At 30.6% G+C, this 25,733-nt stretch carries 22 protein-coding genes, 1 tRNA gene, 1 CRISPR repeat array and 2 riboswitches (1 of these 26 cut by a window edge); of the genes, 18 read left to right on the top strand and 5 right to left on the bottom strand.

The genetic code is table 11. The annotated features are described in order from the left end of the window. Window positions 1-130: 130 nt before the first annotated feature. Window positions 131-826 carry a DUF4294 domain-containing protein gene (locus ACFQ5N_RS01145; protein ID WP_386807013.1) on the bottom strand — a complete coding sequence of 232 codons (696 nt, stop codon included), beginning with the start codon at window positions 824-826 and terminating at the stop codon, window positions 131-133. Between the two features lie 126 nt (window positions 827-952). Here ACFQ5N_RS01145 and ACFQ5N_RS01140 point away from each other — a divergent pair, with 126 nt between their 5' ends. Genes ACFQ5N_RS01140 through ACFQ5N_RS01125 form a run of 4 tightly spaced genes read left to right on the top strand, consistent with a single transcriptional unit; the run spans window position 953 to window position 5,217 of the window. Beyond that, the gene (locus ACFQ5N_RS01140; protein WP_449284333.1) at window positions 953-2,038 is read left to right on the top strand and encodes a M42 family metallopeptidase; all 1,086 of its coding nucleotides are present in this window, start codon (window positions 953-955) and stop codon (window positions 2,036-2,038) included. A gap of 41 nt (window positions 2,039-2,079) precedes the next feature. Then, the gene (locus ACFQ5N_RS01135; RefSeq protein ID WP_386807012.1) at window positions 2,080-2,622 is read left to right on the top strand and encodes an NUDIX hydrolase; all 543 of its coding nucleotides are present in this window, start codon (window positions 2,080-2,082) and stop codon (window positions 2,620-2,622) included. Window positions 2,623-2,630: 8 nt separating this feature from the next. Next, window positions 2,631-4,547, top strand: a complete 1,917-nt coding sequence (locus ACFQ5N_RS01130) for a DUF294 nucleotidyltransferase-like domain-containing protein (protein ID WP_386807011.1) — start codon at window positions 2,631-2,633, stop codon at window positions 4,545-4,547. A gap of 1 nt (window position 4,548) precedes the next feature. After that, window positions 4,549-5,217, top strand: a complete 669-nt coding sequence (locus tag ACFQ5N_RS01125; RefSeq protein ID WP_386807010.1) for a 3'-5' exonuclease — start codon at window positions 4,549-4,551, stop codon at window positions 5,215-5,217. A gap of 17 nt (window positions 5,218-5,234) precedes the next feature. Here ACFQ5N_RS01125 and ACFQ5N_RS01120 read toward each other — a convergent pair whose 3' ends face one another. After that, window positions 5,235-6,458 (bottom strand): hypothetical protein, encoded by a 1,224-nt coding sequence (locus ACFQ5N_RS01120; RefSeq protein WP_386807009.1) that lies wholly within the window; start codon window positions 6,456-6,458, stop codon window positions 5,235-5,237. A gap of 212 nt (window positions 6,459-6,670) precedes the next feature. Here ACFQ5N_RS01120 and ACFQ5N_RS01115 point away from each other — a divergent pair, with 212 nt between their 5' ends. The 5 genes from ACFQ5N_RS01115 (at window position 6,671) to ACFQ5N_RS01095 (ending at window position 14,896) form a co-directional block, all read left to right on the top strand. Beyond that, window positions 6,671-7,456 (top strand): sulfite exporter TauE/SafE family protein, encoded by a 786-nt coding sequence (locus tag ACFQ5N_RS01115; protein WP_386807008.1) that lies wholly within the window; start codon window positions 6,671-6,673, stop codon window positions 7,454-7,456. 174 nt (window positions 7,457-7,630) lie between these two features. After that, window positions 7,631-12,142: a glutamate synthase large subunit gene (gene gltB, locus ACFQ5N_RS01110; protein ID WP_386807007.1), complete on the top strand. Its 4,512-nt coding sequence runs from the start codon at window positions 7,631-7,633 to the stop codon at window positions 12,140-12,142. Between the two features lie 5 nt (window positions 12,143-12,147). Further along, window positions 12,148-13,608 (top strand): glutamate synthase subunit beta, encoded by a 1,461-nt coding sequence (locus ACFQ5N_RS01105; RefSeq protein ID WP_386807005.1) that lies wholly within the window; start codon window positions 12,148-12,150, stop codon window positions 13,606-13,608. 201 nt (window positions 13,609-13,809) lie between these two features. Further along, complete coding sequence (locus ACFQ5N_RS01100; protein ID WP_386807004.1) at window positions 13,810-14,334, top strand: hypothetical protein; 525 nt, start codon at window positions 13,810-13,812, stop codon at window positions 14,332-14,334. A 4-nt stretch (window positions 14,335-14,338) separates the two neighbouring features. Beyond that, window positions 14,339-14,896, top strand: coding sequence for a PepSY-associated TM helix domain-containing protein (locus ACFQ5N_RS01095; protein ID WP_386807003.1), 558 nt, complete (start codon window positions 14,339-14,341; stop codon window positions 14,894-14,896). Between the two features lie 61 nt (window positions 14,897-14,957). Here ACFQ5N_RS01095 and aroC read toward each other — a convergent pair whose 3' ends face one another. After that, window positions 14,958-16,007, bottom strand: coding sequence for a chorismate synthase (aroC, locus tag ACFQ5N_RS01090; RefSeq protein WP_386807001.1), 1,050 nt, complete (start codon window positions 16,005-16,007; stop codon window positions 14,958-14,960). Window positions 16,008-16,077: 70 nt separating this feature from the next. Further along, window positions 16,078-16,830, bottom strand: coding sequence for a sulfite exporter TauE/SafE family protein (locus tag ACFQ5N_RS01085; protein WP_386807000.1), 753 nt, complete (start codon window positions 16,828-16,830; stop codon window positions 16,078-16,080). A 100-nt stretch (window positions 16,831-16,930) separates the two neighbouring features. Between ACFQ5N_RS01085 and ACFQ5N_RS01080 the strand changes: the two genes are divergently transcribed. Then, window positions 16,931-17,015 (top strand) — tRNA-Ser (locus ACFQ5N_RS01080). A gap of 93 nt (window positions 17,016-17,108) precedes the next feature. Here the strand turns inward: ACFQ5N_RS01080 and ACFQ5N_RS01075 are convergent. Then, window positions 17,109-17,537, bottom strand: coding sequence for a lipocalin-like domain-containing protein (locus ACFQ5N_RS01075; protein WP_386806999.1), 429 nt, complete (start codon window positions 17,535-17,537; stop codon window positions 17,109-17,111). Between the two features lie 304 nt (window positions 17,538-17,841). Further along, a riboswitch (SAM-I-IV-variant riboswitch) is annotated at window positions 17,842-17,939 on the top strand. A 60-nt stretch (window positions 17,940-17,999) separates the two neighbouring features. On the opposite strand from ACFQ5N_RS01075, the gene ACFQ5N_RS01070 reads away from it, so the two are divergent. The 8 genes from ACFQ5N_RS01070 (at window position 18,000) to ACFQ5N_RS01035 (ending at window position 22,841) form a co-directional block, all read left to right on the top strand. Then, complete coding sequence (locus ACFQ5N_RS01070; RefSeq protein ID WP_386806998.1) at window positions 18,000-18,386, top strand: hypothetical protein; 387 nt, start codon at window positions 18,000-18,002, stop codon at window positions 18,384-18,386. Window positions 18,387-18,388: 2 nt separating this feature from the next. Continuing rightward, window positions 18,389-18,487, top strand: a riboswitch (SAM-I-IV-variant riboswitch). 57 nt (window positions 18,488-18,544) lie between these two features. After that, window positions 18,545-19,147, top strand: a complete 603-nt coding sequence (locus ACFQ5N_RS01065) for a hypothetical protein (RefSeq protein WP_386806996.1) — start codon at window positions 18,545-18,547, stop codon at window positions 19,145-19,147. A gap of 3 nt (window positions 19,148-19,150) precedes the next feature. Continuing rightward, window positions 19,151-19,402 carry a hypothetical protein gene (locus ACFQ5N_RS01060; protein WP_386806994.1) on the top strand — a complete coding sequence of 84 codons (252 nt, stop codon included), beginning with the start codon at window positions 19,151-19,153 and terminating at the stop codon, window positions 19,400-19,402. A 198-nt stretch (window positions 19,403-19,600) separates the two neighbouring features. Continuing rightward, complete coding sequence (locus tag ACFQ5N_RS01055) at window positions 19,601-20,263, top strand: hypothetical protein (RefSeq protein WP_386806993.1); 663 nt, start codon at window positions 19,601-19,603, stop codon at window positions 20,261-20,263. A gap of 1,119 nt (window positions 20,264-21,382) precedes the next feature. After that, window positions 21,383-21,517 (top strand): hypothetical protein, encoded by a 135-nt coding sequence (locus ACFQ5N_RS01050; RefSeq protein WP_386806992.1) that lies wholly within the window; start codon window positions 21,383-21,385, stop codon window positions 21,515-21,517. A gap of 52 nt (window positions 21,518-21,569) precedes the next feature. Beyond that, entirely contained in the window at window positions 21,570-21,833 is a 264-nt protein-coding gene (locus ACFQ5N_RS01045; protein WP_386806991.1) for a hypothetical protein, read from the top strand. A gap of 53 nt (window positions 21,834-21,886) precedes the next feature. Then, window positions 21,887-22,009 carry a hypothetical protein gene (locus ACFQ5N_RS01040; protein ID WP_386806990.1) on the top strand — a complete coding sequence of 41 codons (123 nt, stop codon included), beginning with the start codon at window positions 21,887-21,889 and terminating at the stop codon, window positions 22,007-22,009. A gap of 103 nt (window positions 22,010-22,112) precedes the next feature. Then, entirely contained in the window at window positions 22,113-22,841 is a 729-nt protein-coding gene (locus tag ACFQ5N_RS01035) for a hypothetical protein (protein ID WP_386806989.1), read from the top strand. A 73-nt stretch (window positions 22,842-22,914) separates the two neighbouring features. Next, window positions 22,915-25,733: a CRISPR direct-repeat array (repeat unit 46 nt; unit sequence GTTGTGAATTGCTTTCAGATTTGTATTTTTACTTAGCATTCGCAGT) (it continues 411 nt past the right edge of the window).

The following is a 25,733-nucleotide window of genomic DNA, read 5'->3' as shown; positions in this document are numbered from 1 at the left end:
CTAAAATCCATACAAACCTGTAAACCCGTATGTTACAAATTTATTTTTTTTGAAAAATAGAAGTTTTAAATTGAGACGGACTATTAAAATACATGATTTATTTATTCTGAACAATTTCTTTGACAGAAAATTAATGTTTCTTTGGCTTTGGTAAAGGAAATTTGAGCTCTTTTGTACTCAACTCCATATAGTCTATTGGTAACTTGGAGGGTTGCTCATCTAAAATACCTTCTACAAATGCGCGCTGTAAAATGTCTTCTATTAAAAAATCTTCTGCATTATCAACTGGTGAATAACCATCCTTTAACGATAAATTGAACATATGCGCTGTTGTATTGTACCAAAAAGCTTTCCAACCAGAACGGTAATCCTTTACCAAATCAAACGTTACAATACCAGTTTGTCTATGCAATAACTTTATTAATACGCGCCCTTCAGTTCTTGTAAGTTTTTTTAATTGCTCTGTAAACTCTTCTTCCATATACTTTTGAACTTGCTTCGTATATTTCTTTTTTTTATGTTTTGACCTTATACCTTCTAACCTTACGTTTAAAGTATCTAACCTTTCTGAAGCAATTTTAGCATACGGATATGCCTTTAACACCTTTTTTCTAAACCAAAAATAATACCTGCGATTATAACTTGTTTCAAACTTAAGTTTCTTTAGTAATAAAACCTCATCTAACTCAATTAACAACGTATCACCTTCAAAAATAATATAGCGCTCAGTTATTGGAATAGAATCTTTTATTTCTTCCTGAGAAAAAACAAAACAACTATTCAAAAACACAAATAGTACAATACTTATTTTCGAAAAACTCTTCATATAAATTAACAACTTCTATAAGCGGATCAAATTTACAACTTATACCACCTAAATAAAACCATTTTTTTTAATTGTTTGTATACACTACAATTTAGTATATTCGTTTTTTAAAACATTACATATATCATGAGCAAAACTATATTGAATAAAAAGTCCATGACTTTTTTAGAAAAGTACTTAAATAACGCCTCGCCTACTGGATATGAAAGTGAAGGTCAGAAAATTTGGATGGAATATTTAAAACCATACGTTGACACGTTTATTACAGATAGCTATGGCTCAGCTGTAGGAGTTATAAATCCCAATGCTAAGTTTAAAGTTGTTATTGAAGGACATGCAGATGAAATTTCTTGGTATGTAAACTATATAACACCTGAAGGATTAATATATGTTATTAGAAATGGAGGAAGTGATCACCAAATAGCACCTTCAAAAGTGGTAAATATTCACACTAAAAAAGGCATTGTAAAAGGTGTTTTTGGTTGGCCAGCAATACATACACGAATTGGAGGAAAAGAAGAAACTCCAAAATTAGACAATATATTTATTGATGTTGGTTGTACAACCAAAGAAGAAGTTGAGAAATTAGGTGTTCACGTAGGTTGTGTAATTACCTACCCTGATGAGTTTTTTGTATTAAATAAAAATAATTTTGTTTGTAGAGCAATTGATAATAGAATTGGTGGTTTTATGATTGCTGAAGTAGCTCGCTTGCTAAAAGAAAATAAAAAAACACTGCCTTTTGGTTTATACATTACAAATAGTGTACAAGAAGAAATTGGATTGCGTGGTGCAGAAATGATTACACAAACCATTAAGCCAAATGTTGCCATTGTTACTGATGTTTGCCATGACACTACTACACCTATGATTAATAAAATAAAAGAAGGAGAAACAAAAAGTGGAGATGGCCCAGTTATTAGCTACGCACCTGCTGTACAAAACAATTTGCGCGATTTAATTGTTGATACTGCTGAAGAAAATAAAATTCCATTTCAAAGAAACGCTTCTTCAAGAGCTACTGGTACAGATACCGACGCTTTTGCTTATAGCAATGGCGGAGTACCTTCAGCATTAATATCTTTAGCTTTACGTTACATGCATACAACTGTTGAAATGGTACATAAAGATGATGTTGAAAATGTAATTAAGTTAATTTACGAAACATTGCTAAAAATTGAAGACGGAGAAACTTTTAGTTACTTTAAATAATAGTTAAAGGCAGCGAAAGCTGTCTTTTTCATTAGCACACTATGGATGAATATATTGATATATTAAATGAAGAAGGTGTTCCAACGGGCAAAACTTGCTTAAAATCAGAAGCACATAAAAAAGGTTTTTATCATGCAAGCGCTCATATTTGGATTTTTGACAAAGATAAAAACGTATTAATTCAAAAAAGAGCTGCAAATAAAGATACCTTCCCAAATTTATGGGATATTTCTGTTGCAGGCCATATTTCCGCAGGTGAACAACCTTTAACTTCAGCTTTACGTGAAGTTGAAGAAGAAATTGGAATGGTACTTTTAAAAGAACAATTACATTTTATAGGAACTTCAAAAAAAACCGTACAACACCACGCTAATTTTATTGATAATGAGCTTCATTATATATATGTATGCGAAGTAACTTTTAATGTAAATTCTTTAAAAATTCAAAAAGAAGAAGTTGCAGCACTAAAATCTATTCATTTAAACAACTTAATTGAAAAAGTGACAACAAAAGATTTTGTTCCAAGAACCGATAATTATTATCCTTTTGTTTTTGAACACATAAAAAACTACAACAACAAATAATTTATTTCATGAAAAATACTATTGCAGAACGTATTTTAGATTTCTTAAAAGACTTCCCTCCTTTTAATCTATTACCAAAAGGAACCTTGATGGATATTGCGAAAAATATTGAAATTAAATATTTTGAAAAAGATCAAATTATTTTTGATCAGAATGACAATCCGCACAAACATTTTTACATTGTTTATGAAGGAGCTATTAGACTTTACCGGTTTGGTGAAGACAAAAAATACATAGTTGATATTTGTGATGAAGGAGATTTATTTGGGTTGCGACCATTGATTATGAAGGAAAATTATTTGATGGGAGCAGCAGCCAACGAAGAATCAATAATTTACGGAATACCAATTCAATTGTTTAATGACATTATTTTAAACTTCCCAACAGTAAGTCAATTTTTAATTGCAAGTTTTGCTACCAATACAAGAGATCCGTTTGCTGATAAACACAAAGGAAAACTTTTTGCAAATATTAATGCTATTTCAAAAATTGAAAACAATTTTACCGAAACGCAAACAGCAAAATACACACAAAATCCAATTACTTGCTCACCAAAAACTACCATTCAGTTTGCAGCAAAAGTAATGACCAAAAACATTATTAATTCTATAGTTGTTACAGAAAATAACTTACCTGTAGGAATAATGACAGACAAGGATATTAGAACTAAAATTGGAACAGGTTTATTTAAAATTACAGATCCTGTTGAAGCAATTATGACCAGCCCGGTTATTACTTTTCCTGAAAATATAACTGTTGCTGAAGCACAAATTGCCAGGTTAAAACATAAAGTTTCACATTTATGTATAACAAAAGACGGAACAACAAATACAGAGCTAGTAGGTATTTTAGCTGAGCATGATTTAAATTTAATTCAAGGAAACAATCCATTTTTACTTACCAAACAAATAAAACTTGCCAAAGACGCTGAGACTTTAAAATACATAAGAACAAAAGCTTCTGAACTAACAAAAGGATACATAGATCAAGAAATTCCAATTTATTTTGTTACCAAAGTTATTTCAGAAATTAATACAGCCATTACAAAAAGAGCCATTCGCTTATCAATTAAAGAAATAGGAACCGAATCTCCAGTTTCATATACCTGGCTCGCTTTAGGTAGCCAAGGTAGAAAGGAACAATTATTAATGACTGACCAAGACAATGCTTTGGTTTTTGAAAATGTTCCTGAAGAGCAATTGGCCGAAACTAAAAAGTACTTTTTAGAATTAGCTTCTAAAGTAACTCAAAAATTGCATATTGTAGGTTTTGAATATTGCCCAGCCAACATTATGGCAAGCAATCCAAAATGGTGTTTATCTGTTAACGAGTGGAAACATCAATTTAAAGACTGGATAAAGCATCCTACTTCAGATAAAATTTTAAACAGTATTATCTTTTTTGATTTTGAATATATTTATGGCGATCAGAAATTATATGATAAAATGACAAAAGCTGTTTTTAAATACATTCAAAAGAAACAAGTATTCTTAGGGTTTTTAAGTAAAGTTACAATAGAGAACCCTGCACCTTTAGGCTTTTTTAAACAATTTTTAGTGGAAGCAGATGGGGAAAACAAAGACCAATTCAACATTAAAAATAGAGCAATACGACCTTTAGTTGATGCTGCCAGAATTTTTTCTTTACTTCATAACATAAGTGCTAATAATACTATTGAACGCTATGAAAAATTAATGGAAATTGAACCTCAAAATAGTGATGTTTTTGAATCTTGTGCCAATGCATTTAAAATTTTATTGCAATTTAGAACCTCACAAGGTTTAACAAATAACGATAATGGTAAATTTGTAGATATTAATAACCTAAGTAAAGCTGACAGGTTGAAACTAAAAAGTTGTTTTAAACCCATTAAAAACATTCAAGAATCATTAAAATTACGTTTCAACGTTTCTCAAATTCCATAAAATGCTTCATTTTTTTAAAAAGAAAAAAAAACCAGAATTCTGGAAAAATTACATTTCAAAAGTTGAGAATTGTAAAAAATATGCATCATTAAATGACATACGATTTGTTGCTTTAGATACTGAAACCACAGGTTTTGATTATGAAAATGATAGAATACTTTGTATAGGTGCAGTTGCAATAAAAGCAAACAGCATATTAGTTTCTGATTCTTTTGAAATTTACATTCAACAAGATGTTTTTAATAAAGAAACTGTAAAAATTCATGGAATTAGAAAAAATGGAAAAGAAGTAAAAGTAACTGAACAAGAAGCCTTGATACAATTTTTAGCGTATTTAGATGACGCGGTAATTGTTGCACATCACACTAATTTTGACGTAACCATGATAAACCGTGCATTAGAACGGTTAAATGTTGGTCCATTAATATCTAAACAACTAGACACCAATTACATTTATAAAAAAATATTTTGCCCTACTGATTTTAAAAAAATATTTACGCTTGATGAATTGTGCGAAATCTATTCTATAAAAATGCATGACCGACACACAGCATCAGGAGATGCCTTATTAACAGCACAATTATTTTTAAAACTAATAGCAAGGTTTAAAAAAAATCATGGAGTGAATTTGAATAATCTAATTCAAACAAATTACAATCTAAATTTGTAATTAAAATTGTATAACTATTATAAGTAAATCATTGCTTGTAAAGTTACTGTTCCTGTTGCATCACCTACAAATTTTTGATTTTTATATTCTAGTGTTAATTTTGAATTATTACCACTTAAATAAAGGTTTGCACCTGCTCCAAAAATATTTCTATTATTGCTTACAGCATCGTAACTATTGCTTCCATAAGAAAGATAAGGTTGAAATCTTGATTTTTCAACAGCTCCAGGAAGCAAATAACCAACATGAGTATAAAACATATTTCCGGTTCCGTATGCGCTATATAAATAATCTTCTCCGTAATTGTTTGACTGGAAAGTAGCATATGCGGTAATTGCACTTCCATTATCACTTAAAGGAGCGTCATAAAATGCATCAACAGCAAAAATTGAAACATTTTCACCAATTAAATCACCTGTTTGCGTTGCTTTTACCGATCCGCTAGGATGTGTAAAAAAACCTGCTCCAATATTAAAAATAGTTTTTGTTCCTAAATAAGTACCAACTTTATAAGGTAAAAAATTAGATTCGGCATCTAAAATATTATATTCAAAATACCCAGCATACGCAAAACCAGCATCTTTAGAGCCTAATATTCTTTTTCCACCATAAACTGCAGCACCACCATTTTCAGGAGTACGAGTATCTAAGCCATTTGTTATGGCATCATTTATGGCTACTTGGTATTTAAACTTCCCAAATTTCCCTTTAAAATAAACACCTAAATGACGTGCAAACTGATCAGACAAACCAATGGTTGCCCAAGATTGTCTATTACTATCTAACGTTAACAAGTTTAAAGTACTTTGATTGTTTAATCTTGAAATACCATTCCAATAATGCAAACCTGCACCAACAGCATGCGCATCAGTTAAGCTCCACTGTCCCCAAACATCATGCATAAATAATTGTGCCCCATCACCTTTTCCAACTGGGTCTAAGGTTGAGCTATTTACACTATTTAATCCAAAATGAGTTAACAATAAAAACTTCTTTGTAATTTGAGAAAACATTAAAACACGAGCTCTTCGCACATTAAAGCTTAAATTACTTGTATTATCAGGAACATTATCATTGTAAGTTGCTTGAAATTGTCCCCAAGATAAAATTCTCAAATACTTACTTCCATCTTCATTAAATTTAATTTTAAATCCACCATTATAATCTGGAGAAGCTTGAGAAAAACTAAATTGAAATGATAATAAAAAGATACTAAAAAAAAGTAATTTTATTTTTTTCATAATATATTATTGTTTGGTTATGTGATAAAATACTTTAGCAAAAAAACTGCTTTTTTTTAAACCTCGCAATATGAACAGAAAATAGAAATAAACAAAAGCACAAAAACATATAAATATCAATTTAAGTACTACAGGTTAGGAATTCCATTTTTCACACAAGTAGCGCTTCATTTGATGAACATTTCTATATTTGTAAAACGCAAAAAACACCTATGAGCACATTCAAATTATTTTTAGATACCTTATTTATGAATTGGGAAATAGTACTGCTCTTTTTTTTTATTGCTATTTTGTATTCTTCGGTTGGCTTTGGCGGAGGCTCAAGCTACTTAGCTGTTTTAGCATTAAGCTCATTAGTTTTTACACAAATTAGAGCTATTGCATTACTATGTAATATAGTTGTAGTTTCAGGAAGCACATTTATTTATGCAAAAAACAAATTACTAAATTGGAAAAAAATTATTCCTTTAGTTGCAACAAGTCTTCCATTAGCCTTTATTGGAGGTTACTTAAAAATAACACAAACATTTTTCTATATTTTACTTGGAATAACCTTACTTGCAGCTGCATTTTTAATGTGGACATCAGAATATATTCAAAAAAAGAGCAAAGATATTGATCTTAAAAAATCAATAAGCAAAGATGCGTCATATGGTGGTTTTATTGGCTTTATCTCTGGTATGGTAGGTATTGGCGGTGGTATTTTTTTAGCGCCATTATTACATTTAACTAACTGGGAAACACCAAAAAAAATAGCAGCTACTTCAAGCTTTTTTATATTAATTAATTCTATTGCAGGTTTACTGGGACAATACCTAAATCCAAATTTTTCTATTGAACCAACTATTACAATTATATTAATGTGTACCGTTTTTTTTGGAGGTCAAATAGGCACAAGAATTAGCGTAAAACTTATTTCTCCAGTAAAGCTAAAAAAAGCTACCGCAATTTTAATTGGAATAGTTTCTGTAAGAATATTATTGAAATATCTGATGTAATTCGCTTTTTTTCTATTGAAGAAAAATCAATAAATCTGGAAAATACTACGATTAAAATATTTTCAACAGTCATAAAATTTTATTAACACAATTACAACGTTTTCGTAACTGCATAAGATAATAAATATTTTTTTACCTATTTTTGTGCCTATTCGATAATAATTAAACTTCCATATGATAAAACAAGGATTATACTTGCCAGAATTTGAGCATGAAAACTGTGGAGCAGGTTTCATTTGCAATTTAAAAGGACAGAAAACGAACCAAATTATTCATGATGCTTTAGAAATTTTAGTAAAGCTAGAACATCGTGGTGGTGTAAGTTCTGATGGAAAAACTGGTGATGGAGCAGGTCTTTTAATTGATATTCCTCATGAATATTTTTTAAGAGTTTGTGAATTTGAATTACCTGCACAAAGAGACTACGCAGTTGGTATGGTGTTTTTCCCTAAAAACGCAAATCAATACAGATACTGTAAGGAAGAATTTGAAAAAGAAATTAAAAACCAAGGATTAACAATATTAGGTTGGAGAACAGTTCCTGTAGATTCTTCTCAACTAGGTCAAATTGCATTAGACTCAGAACCTACTATAGAACAAGTTTTTATTAGTAAAGGAAAAATTAAAAAAGATTTAAATTTTAAGGCTAAATTATATGCTGCGCGTAAAATTACCGAGCATACTATTGCTGCCTCTAAAATGTCTGAAGCATCATATTTTTATGTTTCAAGTTTATCAAACACTACCTTAATATATAAAGGTATTATTATGCCTGAAGATATTGGGCCATATTTTATTGATTTACAACAACCAGATTTAGTAACTAGATTAGCATTGGTTCACCAACGTTTCTCAACAAATACAATGCCTTCTTGGGAGTTAGCTCAACCATTTAGATATATGTGTCAAAATGGAGAAATAAACACGTTAAGAGGTAACGTTAGTAGAATGCGTGTTCGTGAAGAAATCATGAAAAGTGATTTATTTGGTGATGATATAGATAAACTATTCCCTATTATTTTACCTGGTAAATCTGATTCAGCCTCTATGGATATGGTGGTAGAATTATTGTCATTAACAGGAAGATCTCTTCCTGAAGTAATGATGATGTTAATTCCTGAAGCTTGGGAAAAACACAAAACTATGTCTCCTGAGCGTAAAGCATTTTACGAATACAATGCTTGTTTAATGGAAGCTTGGGATGGACCAGCATCAGTTCCTTTTACTGATGGTGACTACATTGGTGCTTTGTTAGATCGTAACGGACTTAGACCTTCAAGATATACCGTAACTAAAAGTGGTAAATTAATTATGTCTTCAGAAATAGGTGTAGTAGATATTGCTCCTGAAGATGTAGAAAAACACGGAAGATTAGAGCCAGGAAAAATGTTCTTGGTTGATATGAATGAAGGAAGAATTATTAATGACGAAGAAATAAAAGATAAAATTGTTAACGAAAGACCATATAAAGCTTGGTTAGACGAAACAAGAATTCACTTAAAAGATGTAGAAAACAACAACGAAGATTGTCCTATTGAAACTTTAGACATTAAAACTCGTTCACGTTTATACAACTATACAATAGAAGATATTCAAGAGGTAATTACACCAATGGCCCAAAAAGGAAAAGAAGCCTTAGGTTCTATGGGAATTGATACACCTTTAGCAGTATTATCAGACCGTCCACAATTAATCTCAAATTACTTTAAGCAATTATTTGCACAAGTAACAAATCCGCCGTTAGATGGAATTAGAGAAGAAATTGTAACAGATATTAGTTTAGCATTAGGAAAAGACCGTAATATTTTTAGCATTACGCAAAGACAATGTAAAAAACTAAGAATTCAAAATCCTGTTATTTCTAACAACGATTTAGAAAAAATTAGAAACATTAAAATTGGTAGAGACTTTAAAGCCATTACCATTCAAATGCTTTATAAAAAAGAAAGAGGTGTTAATGGTTTAGAAGATGCCTTAGAAAACATTATAACGCAAGTTTCAAAAGCAGTTGACAAAAGAAATAATATTATTATTTTATCAGATAGAGGTGCAAATGAAAAAATGGCGCCAATACCTGCATTATTAGCTTGTTCTTACGTAAATCATCAAATGAATAGAATGCGTAAACGTTCTTATTTTGATATTATAATAGAATCTGCAGAACCACGTGAACCACACCAATTTGCAACATTATTTGGTTATGGAGCAAGTGCTATTAATCCGTATATGGTAAATGAAATTATTCGTTTACAAGTAAAAGAAGGATTTATAACTGGCATGGACGAACAAAAAGCAGTAGACAATTTTAACAAAGCTATTGGAACTGGTTTATTAAAAATTATGAATAAAATTGGAATCTCTACATTACACTCGTACAGAGGTTCTCAAATTTTTGAAATTGTTGGTTTCAACTCTAAATTTGTTGAAAAATATTTCCCTTACACCGCTTCTAGAATTGAAGGTGTAGGTTTATATGAAATTGAAAAAGAAATTTCAGCAAGGTACAATTACGCATATCCTAAAACACAAATAAAAAATAGATTAGGTTTAAATATTGGAGGTCATTACCGTTGGAGACGTGGTGGTGAAAGACATATGTTTAACCCAACAACAGTTGCAAAATTACAACAAGCTGTAAGGTTAAGTGATCAAGCTAGTTATGATGTTTACTCAAAAACAGTAAACGAACAATCTGAACGTTTAATGACTATTAGAGGATTGTTTGAGTTTAACAACTTTGATCCAATTCCTATTGATGAAGTTGAACCGTGGACAGATATTGTAAAACGTTTCAAAACCGGAGCAATGTCATACGGATCTATTTCAAGAGAAGCACACGAAAACTTAGCCATTGCAATGAACCGTATTGGAGGAAAATCCAATTCAGGTGAAGGTGGTGAAGATAGAAGACGTTTTCAAAAAGATATGAATGGAGATAGCCGAAACTCAGCTATTAAACAAGTAGCTTCTGGTCGTTTTGGGGTAACTTCACATTATTTATCAAATGCTGAAGAAATTCAAATTAAAATGGCACAAGGTGCTAAACCTGGTGAAGGAGGACAATTGCCTGGTGAAAAAGTTTTACCTTGGATTGCAGAAGCAAGAAATTCAACTCCATTTGTAGGGTTAATTTCTCCACCTCCACATCACGATATTTACTCTATTGAAGATTTAGCACAGCTAATTTTCGATTTAAAAAATGCTAATAGAGAAGCGCGAATTAATGTAAAATTAGTTTCAGAAGTTGGTGTAGGTACAATTGCTGCCGGAGTTTCAAAAGCAAAAGCTGATGTTGTACTAATTGCTGGTTATGATGGTGGAACAGGAGCTTCTCCATTAACATCGCTAAAACACGCAGGTTTACCTTGGGAACTTGGTTTAGCGGAAGCACAACAAACATTAGTAATGAACGATTTACGTTCTAGAATTGTTGTAGAATGTGATGGACAGTTAAAAACAGGACGTGATGTTGCTATTGCAGCTTTATTAGGTGCTGAGGAATTTGGTTTTGCAACCGCTCCTTTAGTAGCTTCAGGATGTATTATGATGCGTAAATGTCATTTAAATACGTGTCCAGTAGGTATTGCAACTCAAGACAAAGAACTTCGTAAAAACTTTAAAGGAACACCTGAACACGTAATTAACTTCTTCTACTATGTAGCACAAGAATTAAGAGGTATTATGGCACAATTAGGTTTCCGTACAATGGCTGAAATGGTTGGTCAAACTCAAAAAATTGATTCAAACAAAGCCATTAAACATTACAAAGCAAAAGGGTTAGATTTATCTTCAATTTTACACAGACCAGTTGGTTACAGTAAAATGCCTTTGAAAAATACAGAAAAACAAGATCACGATTTAGAGAATGTATTAGATTTTCAAATTCTGAAAGATTCTCACAGAGCTATCTACAGAAAAGAGAAAACATCTTTAGAATATCCTATTTGTAATATCGATCGTTCTACAGGAGCAATTACAAGTAACGAAATTTCTAAAATTTATGGTCATTTAGGGCTTCCAGAAGATACATTAAATATAAATTTCACCGGATCAGCCGGACAAAGTTTTGGAGCATTTGGTGCGCCTGGATTAACATTTACTGTTGAAGGAAATACCAACGATTATTTAGGTAAAGGATTATCTGGAGCTAAATTAATTGTTAAAAAACCAGCTAAAGCAGATTTTATTGCTGAAGAAAATATAATTATTGGAAACGTTTGTTTATTTGGAGCTGTAAAAGGTGAAGCTTACATTAACGGTATTGCAGGTGAACGTTTTGCTGTAAGAAACTCAGGAGCAACAGCAGTTGTTGAAGGAGTTGGAGATCACTGTTGTGAATACATGACAGGTGGTAAAGTGGTAGTTCTTGGTAAAACAGGAAGAAACTTTGCTGCAGGTATGAGCGGTGGAATAGGATATGTATATGATCCTGAAGATAAATTCACAAACGGATTGTGTAATACTGAAACTATTGAGTTTGAACAAATAGAAAAAGAAGAAGCTGCTGAATTAAAAGCTCTAATTGAAAAACACGTATTATACACAAACAGTAACAGAGGTAAAGAATTATTAAAAGATTGGGAAAACAGTTTAGCTAACTTTGTAAAAGTAATGCCTATTGAATATAAACGTGCCTTAAAACGTTTAGAAACTGAAGAACCAATGGTTGAAGAATTAACAGCATAAGAGATATGGGAAAAGTAACAGGATTTAAAGAATTCGAAAGAAAAGACGAAACATATAAGCCAGTTAAAGAACGTGTAACTAATTACAATGAGTTTACACAACCATTAAACGAGGCTGAAATTACAGAACAAGGATCACGATGTATGGATTGTGGAATTCCTTTTTGCCATAGTGGTTGTCCACTTGGTAATTTAATTCCAGATTTTAACCATATGGTACACCAAGGCGAATGGAAAAAAGCATCTTGGATACTACATTCAACAAACAACTTTCCTGAATTTACAGGTCGCTTATGCCCTGCTCCTTGTGAGCAAGCTTGTGTATTAGGTATCATTGACGAACCAATTTCAATTGAAAACATTGAGAAAAACATTGTTGAAAGAGCATTTAAAGAAGGTTGGATAGTACCTCAAATACCTACTAAAAGAACCGGAAAGAAAATAGCTGTAGTAGGTTCAGGACCTGCAGGTTTAGCTGCTGCACAGCAATTAAACAGAGCTGGTCATACGGTAACTGTTTTTGAAAGAGATGATGAATTAGGAGGTTTATTACGTTACGGAATTCCAAACTTTAAATTAGAAAAAGGAATTATTGATAGACGAATTGCAATTCTTGAAAAAGAAGGAATCATATTTAAAACAAATACAAATGTTGGTGTAAATTACCCAATTGAAGATTTGAAAAAATTCAAAGCAATTGTTTTATGTGGTGGTGCAACGCAAAAAAGAGGATTACCTATTCAAGGGTCTGAAAGTAAAGGTGTTGTGCAAGCAATGGACTTTTTAACACAACAAACAAAAGTTGTTTTAGGAAAAGAAGTAAAAGACCAAGTATTAGCTACAGACAAACACGTAATTGTTATTGGTGGTGGAGATACAGGATCTGATTGTGTTGGTACTTCAAACAGACACGGTGCAAAATCTGTGACTAACTTTGAAATTATGCCAAAACCACCAGGACAAAGAAGCCCTTCAACTCCTTGGCCTTACTGGCCGTTAAAGCTAAAAACATCTTCTTCTCATAAAGAAGGTTGTGATAGAAACTGGTTAATTAACACCAAAGAATTTATTACCAATGAAAAAGGTGATTTAATAGCGTTAAAAACAGTAAATGTTGAATGGAAAATGGTTCCTGGTCAAAGACCTCAATTAATTGAAATTGAAGGTAGTGAAAAAGAATGGCCTTGTGACTTAGCGCTATTAGCTTTAGGTTTTACAGGACCAGAAGCTACGTTAAGTGATCAATTAGGAATTGAAACAGATTTTAGAAGCAATTACAAAGCTACTACCGTAGAATACCAAACTAATATTCCAAAAATATTTACTGCTGGTGATATGCGTAGAGGACAAAGTTTAATTGTTTGGGCTATTTCTGAAGGAAGAGAAGCTGCAAGAAAAGTAGATGAATATTTAATGGGTTATAGCAATTTACCTACCAAAGGAAATGGCGATTTACCACCTATGTAATTATTTACAAAATAAATATAAAAGGGAGCTTTATGCTCCCTTTTTTTTGTTCAAAACTAAAAAAACGTTGAAATTTTCATTCTATCAAAACACAACAATTAACCAATTTTAATATAACTGACATTAATCATTATTTTTAATTGAAAACACAACTAACTTAGTAGCTATATTTTAACTCAATTGATTATTAAAAATACAACCATGAAAAAAATTTTAGTACTAATTACAATTAGTTTATGTATGTTTTCTTGTAAAACTGATACAAAGAAAGAAGAGAATTCTGTAAAATTAGAAACAGCAGAAATTGTTGAAACACCAATAATAACATTAGGTGAATTTGATACAAAAGCAGGTGATTTTGTAAGCAAAGAAATAAAAGTTCAAGGAATTGTAGATCACGTTTGTAAACACGGAGGTAAAAAAATTCTTTTAGTTACAGATGATGGTGATGCACATATTTTTTCAGAAGAAAGATTTGATGAAGCTTTAATGGGTAGTGAAATTACTGTAACTGGAGTTGTATTAGAAGAAAGAATTGATGAAGCCTATTTATTAAAAATGGAAGAAGACAATATTAAAAGTCATTCTGAAGGAAAATCTAACGAAGAACAATTTAACAGTAAAAAGAAACATCTTCAACAATACAGAGATCAAATGAAGGCCGACTCTACAGATCATATTTCTAATTATTCATTACAATATGTTTCACATACAACCATAGAATAATTGAATGAAACAATTGCGAAAATGGAGTAGAATCCTTCATAGAGATATTGGTTATTTTTTTATTGGAACCACCCTTATTTACGGGTTATCTGGAATTGCTTTAAATCATATGAGTGATTGGAACCCAAATTATTCCGTTGAAATAAATCGCTTTACAACTGCTGTAAATTTAGAAAAAACAGCTTCTATTAAAGAACATATTTTAACTTTACTAGATGAGGTTGACAATAGAGAGAATTATAAAAAACATTATTACCCAAGTGAACATAAGCTTAAAATATTTTTAAAAGGAGGTTCATCTATTGTTGTGAATACTAACAACGGAAAAGGATATGCTGAATATTTAAAAAGGAGACCCATTTTTTATGAAGTTAACTACTTACACTACAATCCTAACCGATTTTGGACCTGGTTTTCAGATATATTTGCAGGCGCACTTATACTGTTTGCAATAACATCTTTATTTATGGTAAAAGGTAAAAAAGGACTAAAAGGAAGAGGTGGTATTTATACTGCATTAGGTATTTTAATTCCTTTAATTTTCTTACTCTTAAACATATAAAAAAAGAGGTCATTTTGAAAAAATTCAAAATGACCTCTTTTTAATTATTTATAAGGTTTGCTTATTTATTCAACAGCATAAAATCTGTTAACACCATTGCTGCCATTGCTTCTACAATAGGTACCGCTCTAGGCACTACACAAGGATCGTGACGTCCTTTACCGTGCATTTCAACAATATTACCTTCTTTATCAATTGTTTGTTGTGCTTGCATAATTGTAGCTACTGGCTTAAAAGCTACACGAAAATAAATATCCATTCCATTACTTATTCCACCTTGAATACCTCCAGAAAGATTTGATTTAGTGCTTCCATCTTCATTAAAAATATCATTATGCTCACTCCCTTTCATTTTTGCTCCACAAAAACCACTTCCATATTCAAAACCTTTTACAGCATTAATAGAAAGCATTGCTTTTCCTAATTGCGCGTGCAATTTATCAAAAATAGGTTCACCAAGACCTACAGGAACATTTTGAATAACACACGTTACGGTTCCACCAATAGTATCACCTTGTTTTCTAATTGTGTCAATTTTTTCAATCATTTCCTTAGCTACTTCAGCATCAGGACAACGAACAATGTTATTTTCTGTTTCAGAAAAATCTAAATCTTGATACGGTTTTTCTAAAAACAAATCACCAACTGAAGACGTATATGCGTTTATTTTAATATCAGGAATTACTTGCTTTGCAACTGCACCACCAACAACCCAGTTTGCAGTCTCTCTTGCAGAAGTCCTTCCACCACCTCTATAGTCACGATTTCCATATTTCTTATCATAAGTATAATCTGCGTGAGAAGGTCTGTAAGAGTCCTTTATATGTGAATAATCATTAGAACGTTGATGCACATTTTCAATAATAAACCCTATAGAAGTTCCTGTTGTTTTACCTTCAAAAATACCAGATAAAAAACGTACTGCATCTGGTTCTTTACGTTGCGTTACAATTTTAGACTGACCAGGTTTTCTCCTGTCCATTTCTTTTTGAATAAACTCTAAATCAAGTTCTACTCCTGCAGGACAACCATCAATTACACCACCAATAGCTTCGCCATGAGATTCTCCAAAAGTTGTTATTGTAAATATTTTTCCGAATGAATTAGCCATATCATAAATTTAAGCAACAAATGTAAAAAAAAGAATCTTATTGAAGGTTGATTTGTTCTTTGAAATAAGTTTAAAAAAACCATAATTTAATTGCCATAATTACAATCATAACAATTAAAAACTTTTGAACCAAACCATCACCCTTTTTAACAGACCATCTACTTGCAAGCCAACCTCCTACTGCATTTCCAACTGCTAAAATAAGTCCAACTTTCCAATCAATTTTATCGTTATATGCAAATACGGCAACCGCAGCAAACGTGTAAATTAAGGCAACAGTTACTTTAATAGCATTACTTTTTACTAGTGATATATTATTTACAGAAGATAGAATAAGTAACATAATAAAACCAACACCTGCTTGAATGAAACCTCCATAAACACCAACAAAAAAGAACAACACGATACTAAGCCACAAATGTTTACCCGTTGTTTTTTCAATATCATGAACCGGCTTATACTTAGATTTTAAAATCATGTAAACCACAATAACCACCATAATAATGGCTAAAATTTTATTAAAGGTTTCCCCCTTAATATCTACAGCAATTTGTGCACCAATAAGAGAACCCACTAATGCTGAAATTCCAACATAAATACTAAACGGAAAAGTGATTACCCCTTTACTTTTAAAACCAGCAGTTGTAAATATATTTTGAAATAAAATTGCAATTCTATTGGTACCATTTGCCACATTTGGCGGCAAACCTAAAAAAATAAGAATCGGTAACGATAATAATGAGCCTCCACCGGCTAATGTATTTATTGCTCCGGCAACAAAACCAACAGCAATTAAAAGTATAATTTCTAATATAGAATCCATGTAATTATTTGAGGTTCAAAAGTAACAGAAAAAATATTAAAAAAAAGTGTAAAAATATTTTATCTAAAGAAAAAAACATTATATATTTGCAACCGCTAAAGGAGAAATGGCAGAGTGGTCGAATGCGGCAGTCTTGAAAACTGTTGAGGGTCACACCTCCGGGGGTTCGAATCCCTCTTTCTCCGCAAAATCAAAACCCTAACTATTGGTAATCAATAAGTTAGGGTTTTTTGATTTAAAAAATGTACGATTTATGTATTGTAACTTATTCTAACGTGCTAATTTAATCTTCTTAAATGATATGTTTCATAACCCGAATCATAACCATCATCATATCGATCACCCCAAGTTATAGTCTTTTCTGTTATTTTAACATCAACATATAGATCTGGAGATCTTGAAACTGATTCTCCATTGTAATAAGTCTCAGTTAAAGTAAGTATGTCACCTGTTAATGTGAAAGTACCAATAATATCTGTAACAGTACCGTCATCGTTATCATACCATAATTGCCTAAAAGCATCAGGGGAAATAAACTCGATTGTTGGAAATTTTTTTTCACCTTCTAATTCATCATATCCATCTTCAGCTATGCTATATAATTCCCATTCCCCAAAAATGGTTGATGAATCCTCTGATGATGTATCATCAGATTTTGAACAAGCACTAACTATAAGCACTAACGCTAGTAATATTGTTTTTTTCATAGTCTATTATTTTTATAAATTTAACCAACTCTATAATTGAATCTAGTGACATTTGTCATCATCTTGATCTTTTAATTAAAAAAATATACCCTTCAACAAAAAACAATCTTTTTTTAAATATATATAAAAATTATCTTTGGAAGATTTCTAGTTCTTTTTACTTTCAAACAATACCCCTACCCAATTTTCTAGGCAATTTTTCTTTTTACCCCATACACCTTTATATGCTGTGGGACCCTATTCACAGCCTATACAATAAAAAAAAATTTTAATTTTTTTATTTAAATTATAAACACTTACTTTGTAATATCATTACGAACTTCTTAATTGAAGTAGCAACCTGCAATAACAAGCGAAGGTGCTTTAACAATGAGCCATTACAAAGGAAAAAAATGTTTTAATATCCACTTATGTATCGCTTTTTTGTTTTCGGAATGTTTTACCATTAAAACATTAATTAACATGAACATTATTACGAAACCCACTTTTACCGCAACTGTTACTATTGGTATGCAATTCGGTTATTCTAAACAGTTTTATCAAAAATCAGAATTTGTTGGTATTCTTCAGAAATTTCAACAGCAACAAATTGCTGAAAGAAAGGTTTATTTGAGTGCTTGCATTTCTGAATGCGACCTTATTTTAAGCGGTCAAGTAGAACCTCATCTAAAATTAGATTTTATTAATTATCCAAAATTCCCTTTAGAAGAAAAACAGTTCAAATCTGAAATTGAGTTACTTGTAACTTCTTTAATGAATGAACTGGAACAAAACAGAATTGTTATTGTATATCACAATGAAACAAAAATGTTTGAAAAATCTAAAGAAATAGACCCAAGAATATTATAAACAACATACATCAAGAATCCTAAAAGAGGATACCAACCGATCAGGTTTACGACACGGTGGTTTCAGAGATGCGGAGCAATAGCTCAAATGTGATGAACAATTACACACTTATTCTGGCTTGATGTAACCCTATTAATCACTTAATAAATAGTTACAATATGCAAACACTTGTAAGAAACATTCAATTGAATTTCGCAACTAGCGAAAAAAAACTAACTGTAGGAAATTTAAGTCTACAGAAAAATTACATCAACATTTTAGAAACAGATCGTTTTAAAGAGAGAGGTTTTCTTTGCACCAAAGAAAACCCTTCTTTACAAACGCAATTTGATTTAACCGGAGCTAAGGACTGTCAGTTGATCAGTTTTGATAAGGACTTCAAATTTATGACGATTCAATATTATAGGAGTCACCAGGATGCTCCTTTTTCATTTCATATTACGGCACCTTATGTTCTGATACTTCCTGATACCCATAACCTACCTATTCAAAAAACCCATTTTATAGCCTTACTTAAATACCCTGCAATACGTGGTGCGCATCATATTTTTGCAACCGATGCTGAAAAGGTCGAGATTTTGGCAAAGAATCCTCATCGCTTTTATATCAGTGAATATGGCGTTTGGACCTTACCTGGTTCTGATAGGTTAGAAATACTCCGAGAAATTTATACGAATGCATTACAAGAGCAAAATGAAGTTTTGTGTCAACGTATTGATCAAGTCATAGAGCAATTAAAGGTATTACCTGAATATCAATAAAACATGACCAAACGCGCTTTAAATAATGCTAGAGAAAAAAATAATCGTGAGATTCCTAATTACGAAAATTGGGATAACGATTATATAGAGCAATACCAAATATTATTAATTGAATACTTAAAAAAAACAAGTCCTGAAAAACTCAATTTTAACCCAAACTTTATAGATATTATTGATGGAAGATTAAGATTTGGCTTAGCTAAACATTATGGAGTACTAAGTGTAGGTTTGACAAGTTTTTTAGAATATATTTAAATTAAATTATTTGCTTAAATAAAAAGTAGAAAATGGTATACAAGCAAGGATTTTTATTTAATTTTAATAAGCTCATTTCTTATTACCATTTTACTATAAGTTTGCATTTGAATTGAATCACAAAATAACAGTACAATACAAAGATGTTGCATTAATAAATTAAATATTATGAAACTAAAAGAGTTTTTCCAAACATTAGTGGCTCATAACCAAAATGTCGAGATATATTTCAAAGAAAATATTAGAGAGGCAATTTTTGGCTATAAAATAAATGATTTAGATTCAAACGCATCCTATGATAGATTTAGCGATTGTGATGCTAATTACAGTATTATGGATGAAATAAATAATGTATTTCTTGATTCTGATTTAATTGATCGCGGTGAAGGAGATACTTCTTATTTGTTAACACCTGATTCGTCTTGTATTAAAACAGCAGATTACTTTTATCCTGACTCTGACCAATTCTGGATTGAGAATAATGAATCAGAGTTTGACTTTGGAAAGATTGAATTACCTATCAATAAAATTTTAATCCAAAAAGATTACTGTAAATTTATGATATATGAAGAAAAAGAACTTAAAAAACATATTTCACCAGAACTATTCAAGGATTTTTCTACATTTTATAAATTATTATTGGAGGAATTTCAAGAAATGGAAATTGAGTTAGAAGTATTTAAAAGAGATGATACGTATATATCTTGTATTAATAGCATGAATGGAACATACACGGAAACCAATAAGTTTGTTTTATTAGATACATCTAATTTGGATATTTCTTTAGAGGATTTAAAAGCTATGCTTATTGAATCATTTAATATGGAAACTGAAAAAGTTGATAGTATCTTTTTAAATTAATAACTAAATGTACGCTACGAAGATTTAAATTAGTATTGATATCTAAAAACATCGATTTCATTTAAAACATTAAACATATGATTATTAAAGATGTATTTTGTCATTAGCAAAGTACGGACATAAAGTTGAATTATACTACGATGAAGACTTCTATGGTTGGAAATTAAACGATTTTAATTGCTCAAACAACCTATTGGAACAAGAAGTTAAAAATTATCGACGAGAATATTTGATGAAATTTGGAGTTCTTTCATTAGTGAAACAGGCAGCTCTACATTAATTAATAAAGGTGAACGTTACATCTCCTATATATTGCAAAAAATGGGACTAGTATCAAAACGGCAAACAACTTTGAACATAGGTCTGGGTTTGATGAAATATGGATTATAGATAATAATTGTACTTTTAGTTTTAAACAAATTTCATTGCCATTTTGACTTTATTTATATAGAAAAGAATTAAATAGTTTCTTAATTGAAGAGCAAACTAAATTAAAGAAAAGTATGACTAAAAAGTTATATAAAGACTTCTCCTTTTTTTTATAAAGAATTATTAAATACGATTAAAGAAATAACTATTGAATTAGAATTAAATACGTATAATAAAACACTGTTAGTAATATTATAAGTATTAAAGGAACATATACTGTAACCGAAGATTTTGAATTAAAGGACGAATCAAAAAAATAGATTTTACTTCTAAGGAGTTGATAAATTTACTTATTAACTGTTTTAATTTAATATGAAAAACGCAACCCAAATAATAATTTAAAATAAAAATTTGAAAATCATATTGTTAGATGTTTCTGTTTTAGACATCCCGATAGAAGATTTAAAATCTATTCTTGTTAAATTTTTTTAAAACATAAATACAAAAGGTAATCTTGATATTATTCTAAAAATAATTAGTGTCAAAATACTGAAATAAAACACAGTAAATTTACAACGTGATGCTGCATTTTAACTAAAAAAAATAAAATTTCAGGAAATATTGAGGCATTTAAATAATTTAATCAAACGTGGTTTAACCCAAGTATCTTCTTTTCTTTTTAGTGCATTAGATTTGAATTGAAATGATACTCAAGATCAAATAGAAACTACTAAAGAAAATGATCAAGGAGTGAGAACAGAAATAGAATTTGAAGATGTCTCAATAATACGATTTTTAGATGGTGAAGATATATTACAATCATTTTATGTTTTGGAGCACGAGTTTTCCAAACTTAAAATTAGAATTAAAAACTTTGTATTATAAAAATATAACTCTTTAGTCACAAAGAAACTCGTAATAATTTAAAATAATAAAAATGAGTGATATATTAAAGCAAATAGAAGATACAAATGACATACTTACAAATCGTATTATTGATATTATAAGAGATGAAAAAGACTTGTTTATAAAATTAGGTCTATCAGAAAGTGTGTTAAAAATTAAAAAATCGACTTCAAATTTAATTAGAAAACAAATTTCAAACCCAGCGAATAGAAAAACAATTGACTTAATATTAAAATATGTTATTACCGGCAATCTAATTAAAGATGATGAGATTCCACTAATCAAACATGTGTAAGTGTAGATAGCTATAGTAAAACAAGTACACTATTTGTTTTTAAATGTTCTGAATTGAATTTCTGTTACTTTTATGACGATGATTTAGAAACTTTAATAACAGAAGATCCTGAAGGTTTTTGTTGTGATGTAGCTAAAAATATGGTAAAATATTACGATTTGGGAAAGAGAACTTAACTGATGTGTGACATAAAGATTCTGACCCATATAATGATTTACAGCTAAATTTTAATTTTTCATAAGAATTTGTCATGAAAAATAAAGGTTAAATTCAAATAAGATGAAAACAAATCCAAATTTATACTATACCCTAAAGGAAATAACACCCATAATAGGTCTAATCACAAATATTTTATTGATTTTTTACATTTTATATCTTAACCCCTCAATTTTAGAAGGGTATGGAATATATAACGAAAAAATTGATTCTGAAATAATTGAATCTCTATTATTATTATTGCTTGTTGGACTATTAGGCTCTCCATTAATTATATCAGCAATTATTTTAAATATTCTTGAATCAAAAATAAAAGATTTAGAAGAAATAGAAAGAAAAAAAGAATTCTTTGAAACTGATAATATAATCAGCTTGACCACAATGAATAAAATTGAATATGAAAAAGAAGTATTAAATATAATAAATTCCAAATTAACCTATGGGGGATTATCAAAGTTTGATTCAGCAACAGAATATAAAATTAGCATAGACCACCATAGATCTTCAGGACCTTATGTATTAGTTGATTGCATTGTTGATAATGAGTTAGTAATAACTTCTATATTAAACCCTAAAAACCTAACAATAAGCATCGACAAGGATGAAAAAGAAAATCAATTACTAACAATAACTGGTGGATTAATTTTACAGAGGCACCCTAATAAAACATTTGAATATCCTATTAAAAAAATTAGAATCGTATTATTTAAATCTGATGAAGATATTGAAATTTTAAAAAAGGAACTGCTTAATTTAATTAAAATAACAAATGCACCATACCGAGATTTTTAATGGGATTATTATTTCTTATTTTGTGAATTGCTTTAACTCAAACCATTTTATTGGTTATTGTTTTCGTTGAACCTCATAAATTCGGTTTCAGATTTGTATTTTTACTTAGCATTCGCAGTTATTGCCGGTAAACGAATAAAACAAGCTGTGTTGTGAATTGCTTTCAGATTTGTATTTTTACTTAGCATTCGCAGTAACTAAATTACTTTAAAAACAAGAATAGAGTTGTGAATTGCTTTCAGATTTGTATTTTTACTTAGCATTCGCAGTAGTATTGAGATTGAAAAAGAAACGTACGAAGTTGTGAATTGCTTTCAGATTTGTATTTTTACTTAGCATTCGCAGTAAGAGAATAAAAACTTAAGAAAAACACTAGTTGTGAATTGCTTTCAGATTTGTATTTTTACTTAGCATTCGCAGTAACAATCGACGAAGTAAAAGAAAAATACGTGTTGTGAATTGCTTTCAGATTTGTATTTTTACTTAGCATTCGCAGTCATTAGATGAAAATTAAGGAAAAACAATGGGTTGTGAATTGCTTTCAGATTTGTATTTTTACTTAGCATTCGCAGTCGGATGATTTTTGTAAGCTAATTGAATACAGTTGTGAATTGCTTTCAGATTTGTATTTTTACTTAGCATTCGCAGTATTAATCGTTGATGAAAATTCCTCTCCATTGTTGTGAATTGCTTTCAGATTTGTATTTTTACTTAGCATTCGCAGTACACTCGTTTTTAATAGGGCAATTAACACCGTTGTGAATTGCTTTCAGATTTGTATTTTTACTTAGCATTCGCAGTCCTCGAAAAAGCTAAAACAACATTAACACAGTTGTGAATTGCTTTCAGATTTGTATTTTTACTTAGCATTCGCAGTTTACTTTAAAGTTTCCTTTACAGATTTTATGTTGTGAATTGCTTTCAGATTTGTATTTTTACTTAGCATTCGCAGTACCAAAATACAGTTTATAACAATTAAGCCGGTTGTGAATTGCTTTCAGATTTGTATTTTTACTTAGCATTCGCAGTTTGCGTGTAAACCTTCAAAAAATATTGTAGTTGTGAATTGCTTTCAGATTTGTATTTTTACTTAGCATTCGCAGTCTATACCAGTAGTTGGCAGAAGTGTAAAGGGTTGTGAATTGCTTTCAGATTTGTATTTTTACTTAGCATTCGCAGTTCGGAACGCTAGCGGGAAAAGGTAAAATGAGTTGTGAATTGCTTTCAGATTTGTATTTTTACTTAGCATTCGCAGTTGTCCTTAATTATAGTTATGATATATCCAGTTGTGAATTGCTTTCAGATTTGTATTTTTACTTAGCATTCGCAGTCTGTTTGACCCTCATCATTTAATGTAAACCGTTGTGAATTGCTTTCAGATTTGTATTTTTACTTAGCATTCGCAGTCACCGAAGGAGCCAAGACCGGCACACCTGAGTTGTGAATTGCTTTCAGATTTGTATTTTTACTTAGCATTCGCAGTCTATAAATGGATAATATACACCTGGAGATGTTGTGAATTGCTTTCAGATTTGTATTTTTACTTAGCATTCGCAGTAAACGGAGTTGGTAGAAGTAAAACCTTGCCGTTGTGAATTGCTTTCAGATTTGTATTTTTACTTAGCATTCGCAGTTCACCGTCTTTTAATTTAGTGCAAGGAACGGTTGTGAATTGCTTTCAGATTTGTATTTTTACTTAGCATTCGCAGTTTTACGCTCTAACGTCATACCCTCAGTAACGTTGTGAATTGCTTTCAGATTTGTATTTTTACTTAGCATTCGCAGTATTAGCCACCACCGAGATATGGGAAAGCCTGTTGTGAATTGCTTTCAGATTTGTATTTTTACTTAGCATTCGCAGTTCGGGTAGTTATTTTAAAATCTATCATAAGGTTGTGAATTGCTTTCAGATTTGTATTTTTACTTAGCATTCGCAGTTGCAAAAAATCAAAACCTAATTTATTACGGTTGTGAATTGCTTTCAGATTTGTATTTTTACTTAGCATTCGCAGTTTACACGAATATTAATAACAACTTGTACAAGTTGTGAATTGCTTTCAGATTTGTATTTTTACTTAGCATTCGCAGTCAATTGACAGCTTTACATTAAGAATAGAAAGTTGTGAATTGCTTTCAGATTTGTATTTTTACTTAGCATTCGCAGTGCGCAGCATACCAAAGCTATGAAGATAGCGTTGTGAATTGCTTTCAGATTTGTATTTTTACTTAGCATTCGCAGTAAATAGCTAATTATTGTGTAAACCATATACGTTGTGAATTGCTTTCAGATTTGTATTTTTACTTAGCATTCGCAGTAAATTCCAAAGGATAAAATTCTGAAGCACGGTTGTGAATTGCTTTCAGATTTGTATTTTTACTTAGCATTCGCAGTTTATCAGATCCTGCGTTAATGGGTAAATTAGTTGTGAATTGCTTTCAGATTTGTATTTTTACTTAGCATTCGCAGTTACAACTTACCAACCCAAGCATCAACAGAAGTTGTGAATTGCTTTCAGATTTGTATTTTTACTTAGCATTCGCAGTTTTTGCAGCAATGGGAAATCATCGACTTACGTTGTGAATTGCTTTCAGATTTGTATTTTTACTTAGCATTCGCAGTTGATAGAATTAACAAACGGAAATGGAAGCCGTTGTGAATTGCTTTCAGATTTGTATTTTTACTTAGCATTCGCAGTTTTTGCAGCAATGGGAAATCATAGATTAACGTTGTGAATTGCTTTCAGATTTGTATTTTTACTTAGCATTCGCAGTAATACGGAAAGATACGTAAAGGATGACGGAGTTGTGAATTGCTTTCAGATTTGTATTTTTACTTAGCATTCGCAGTGATACCTATAAATTAAATCTAACAACAGGAGTTGTGAATTGCTT

The organism is Lutibacter holmesii (genome assembly GCF_042679665.1).
Classification (GTDB): Bacteria; Bacteroidota; Bacteroidia; order Flavobacteriales; family Flavobacteriaceae; genus Lutibacter; species Lutibacter holmesii.
The sequence above is the reverse complement of the archived record's forward strand: the minus strand, read 5'-3'. Positions and strand labels throughout refer to the sequence as shown.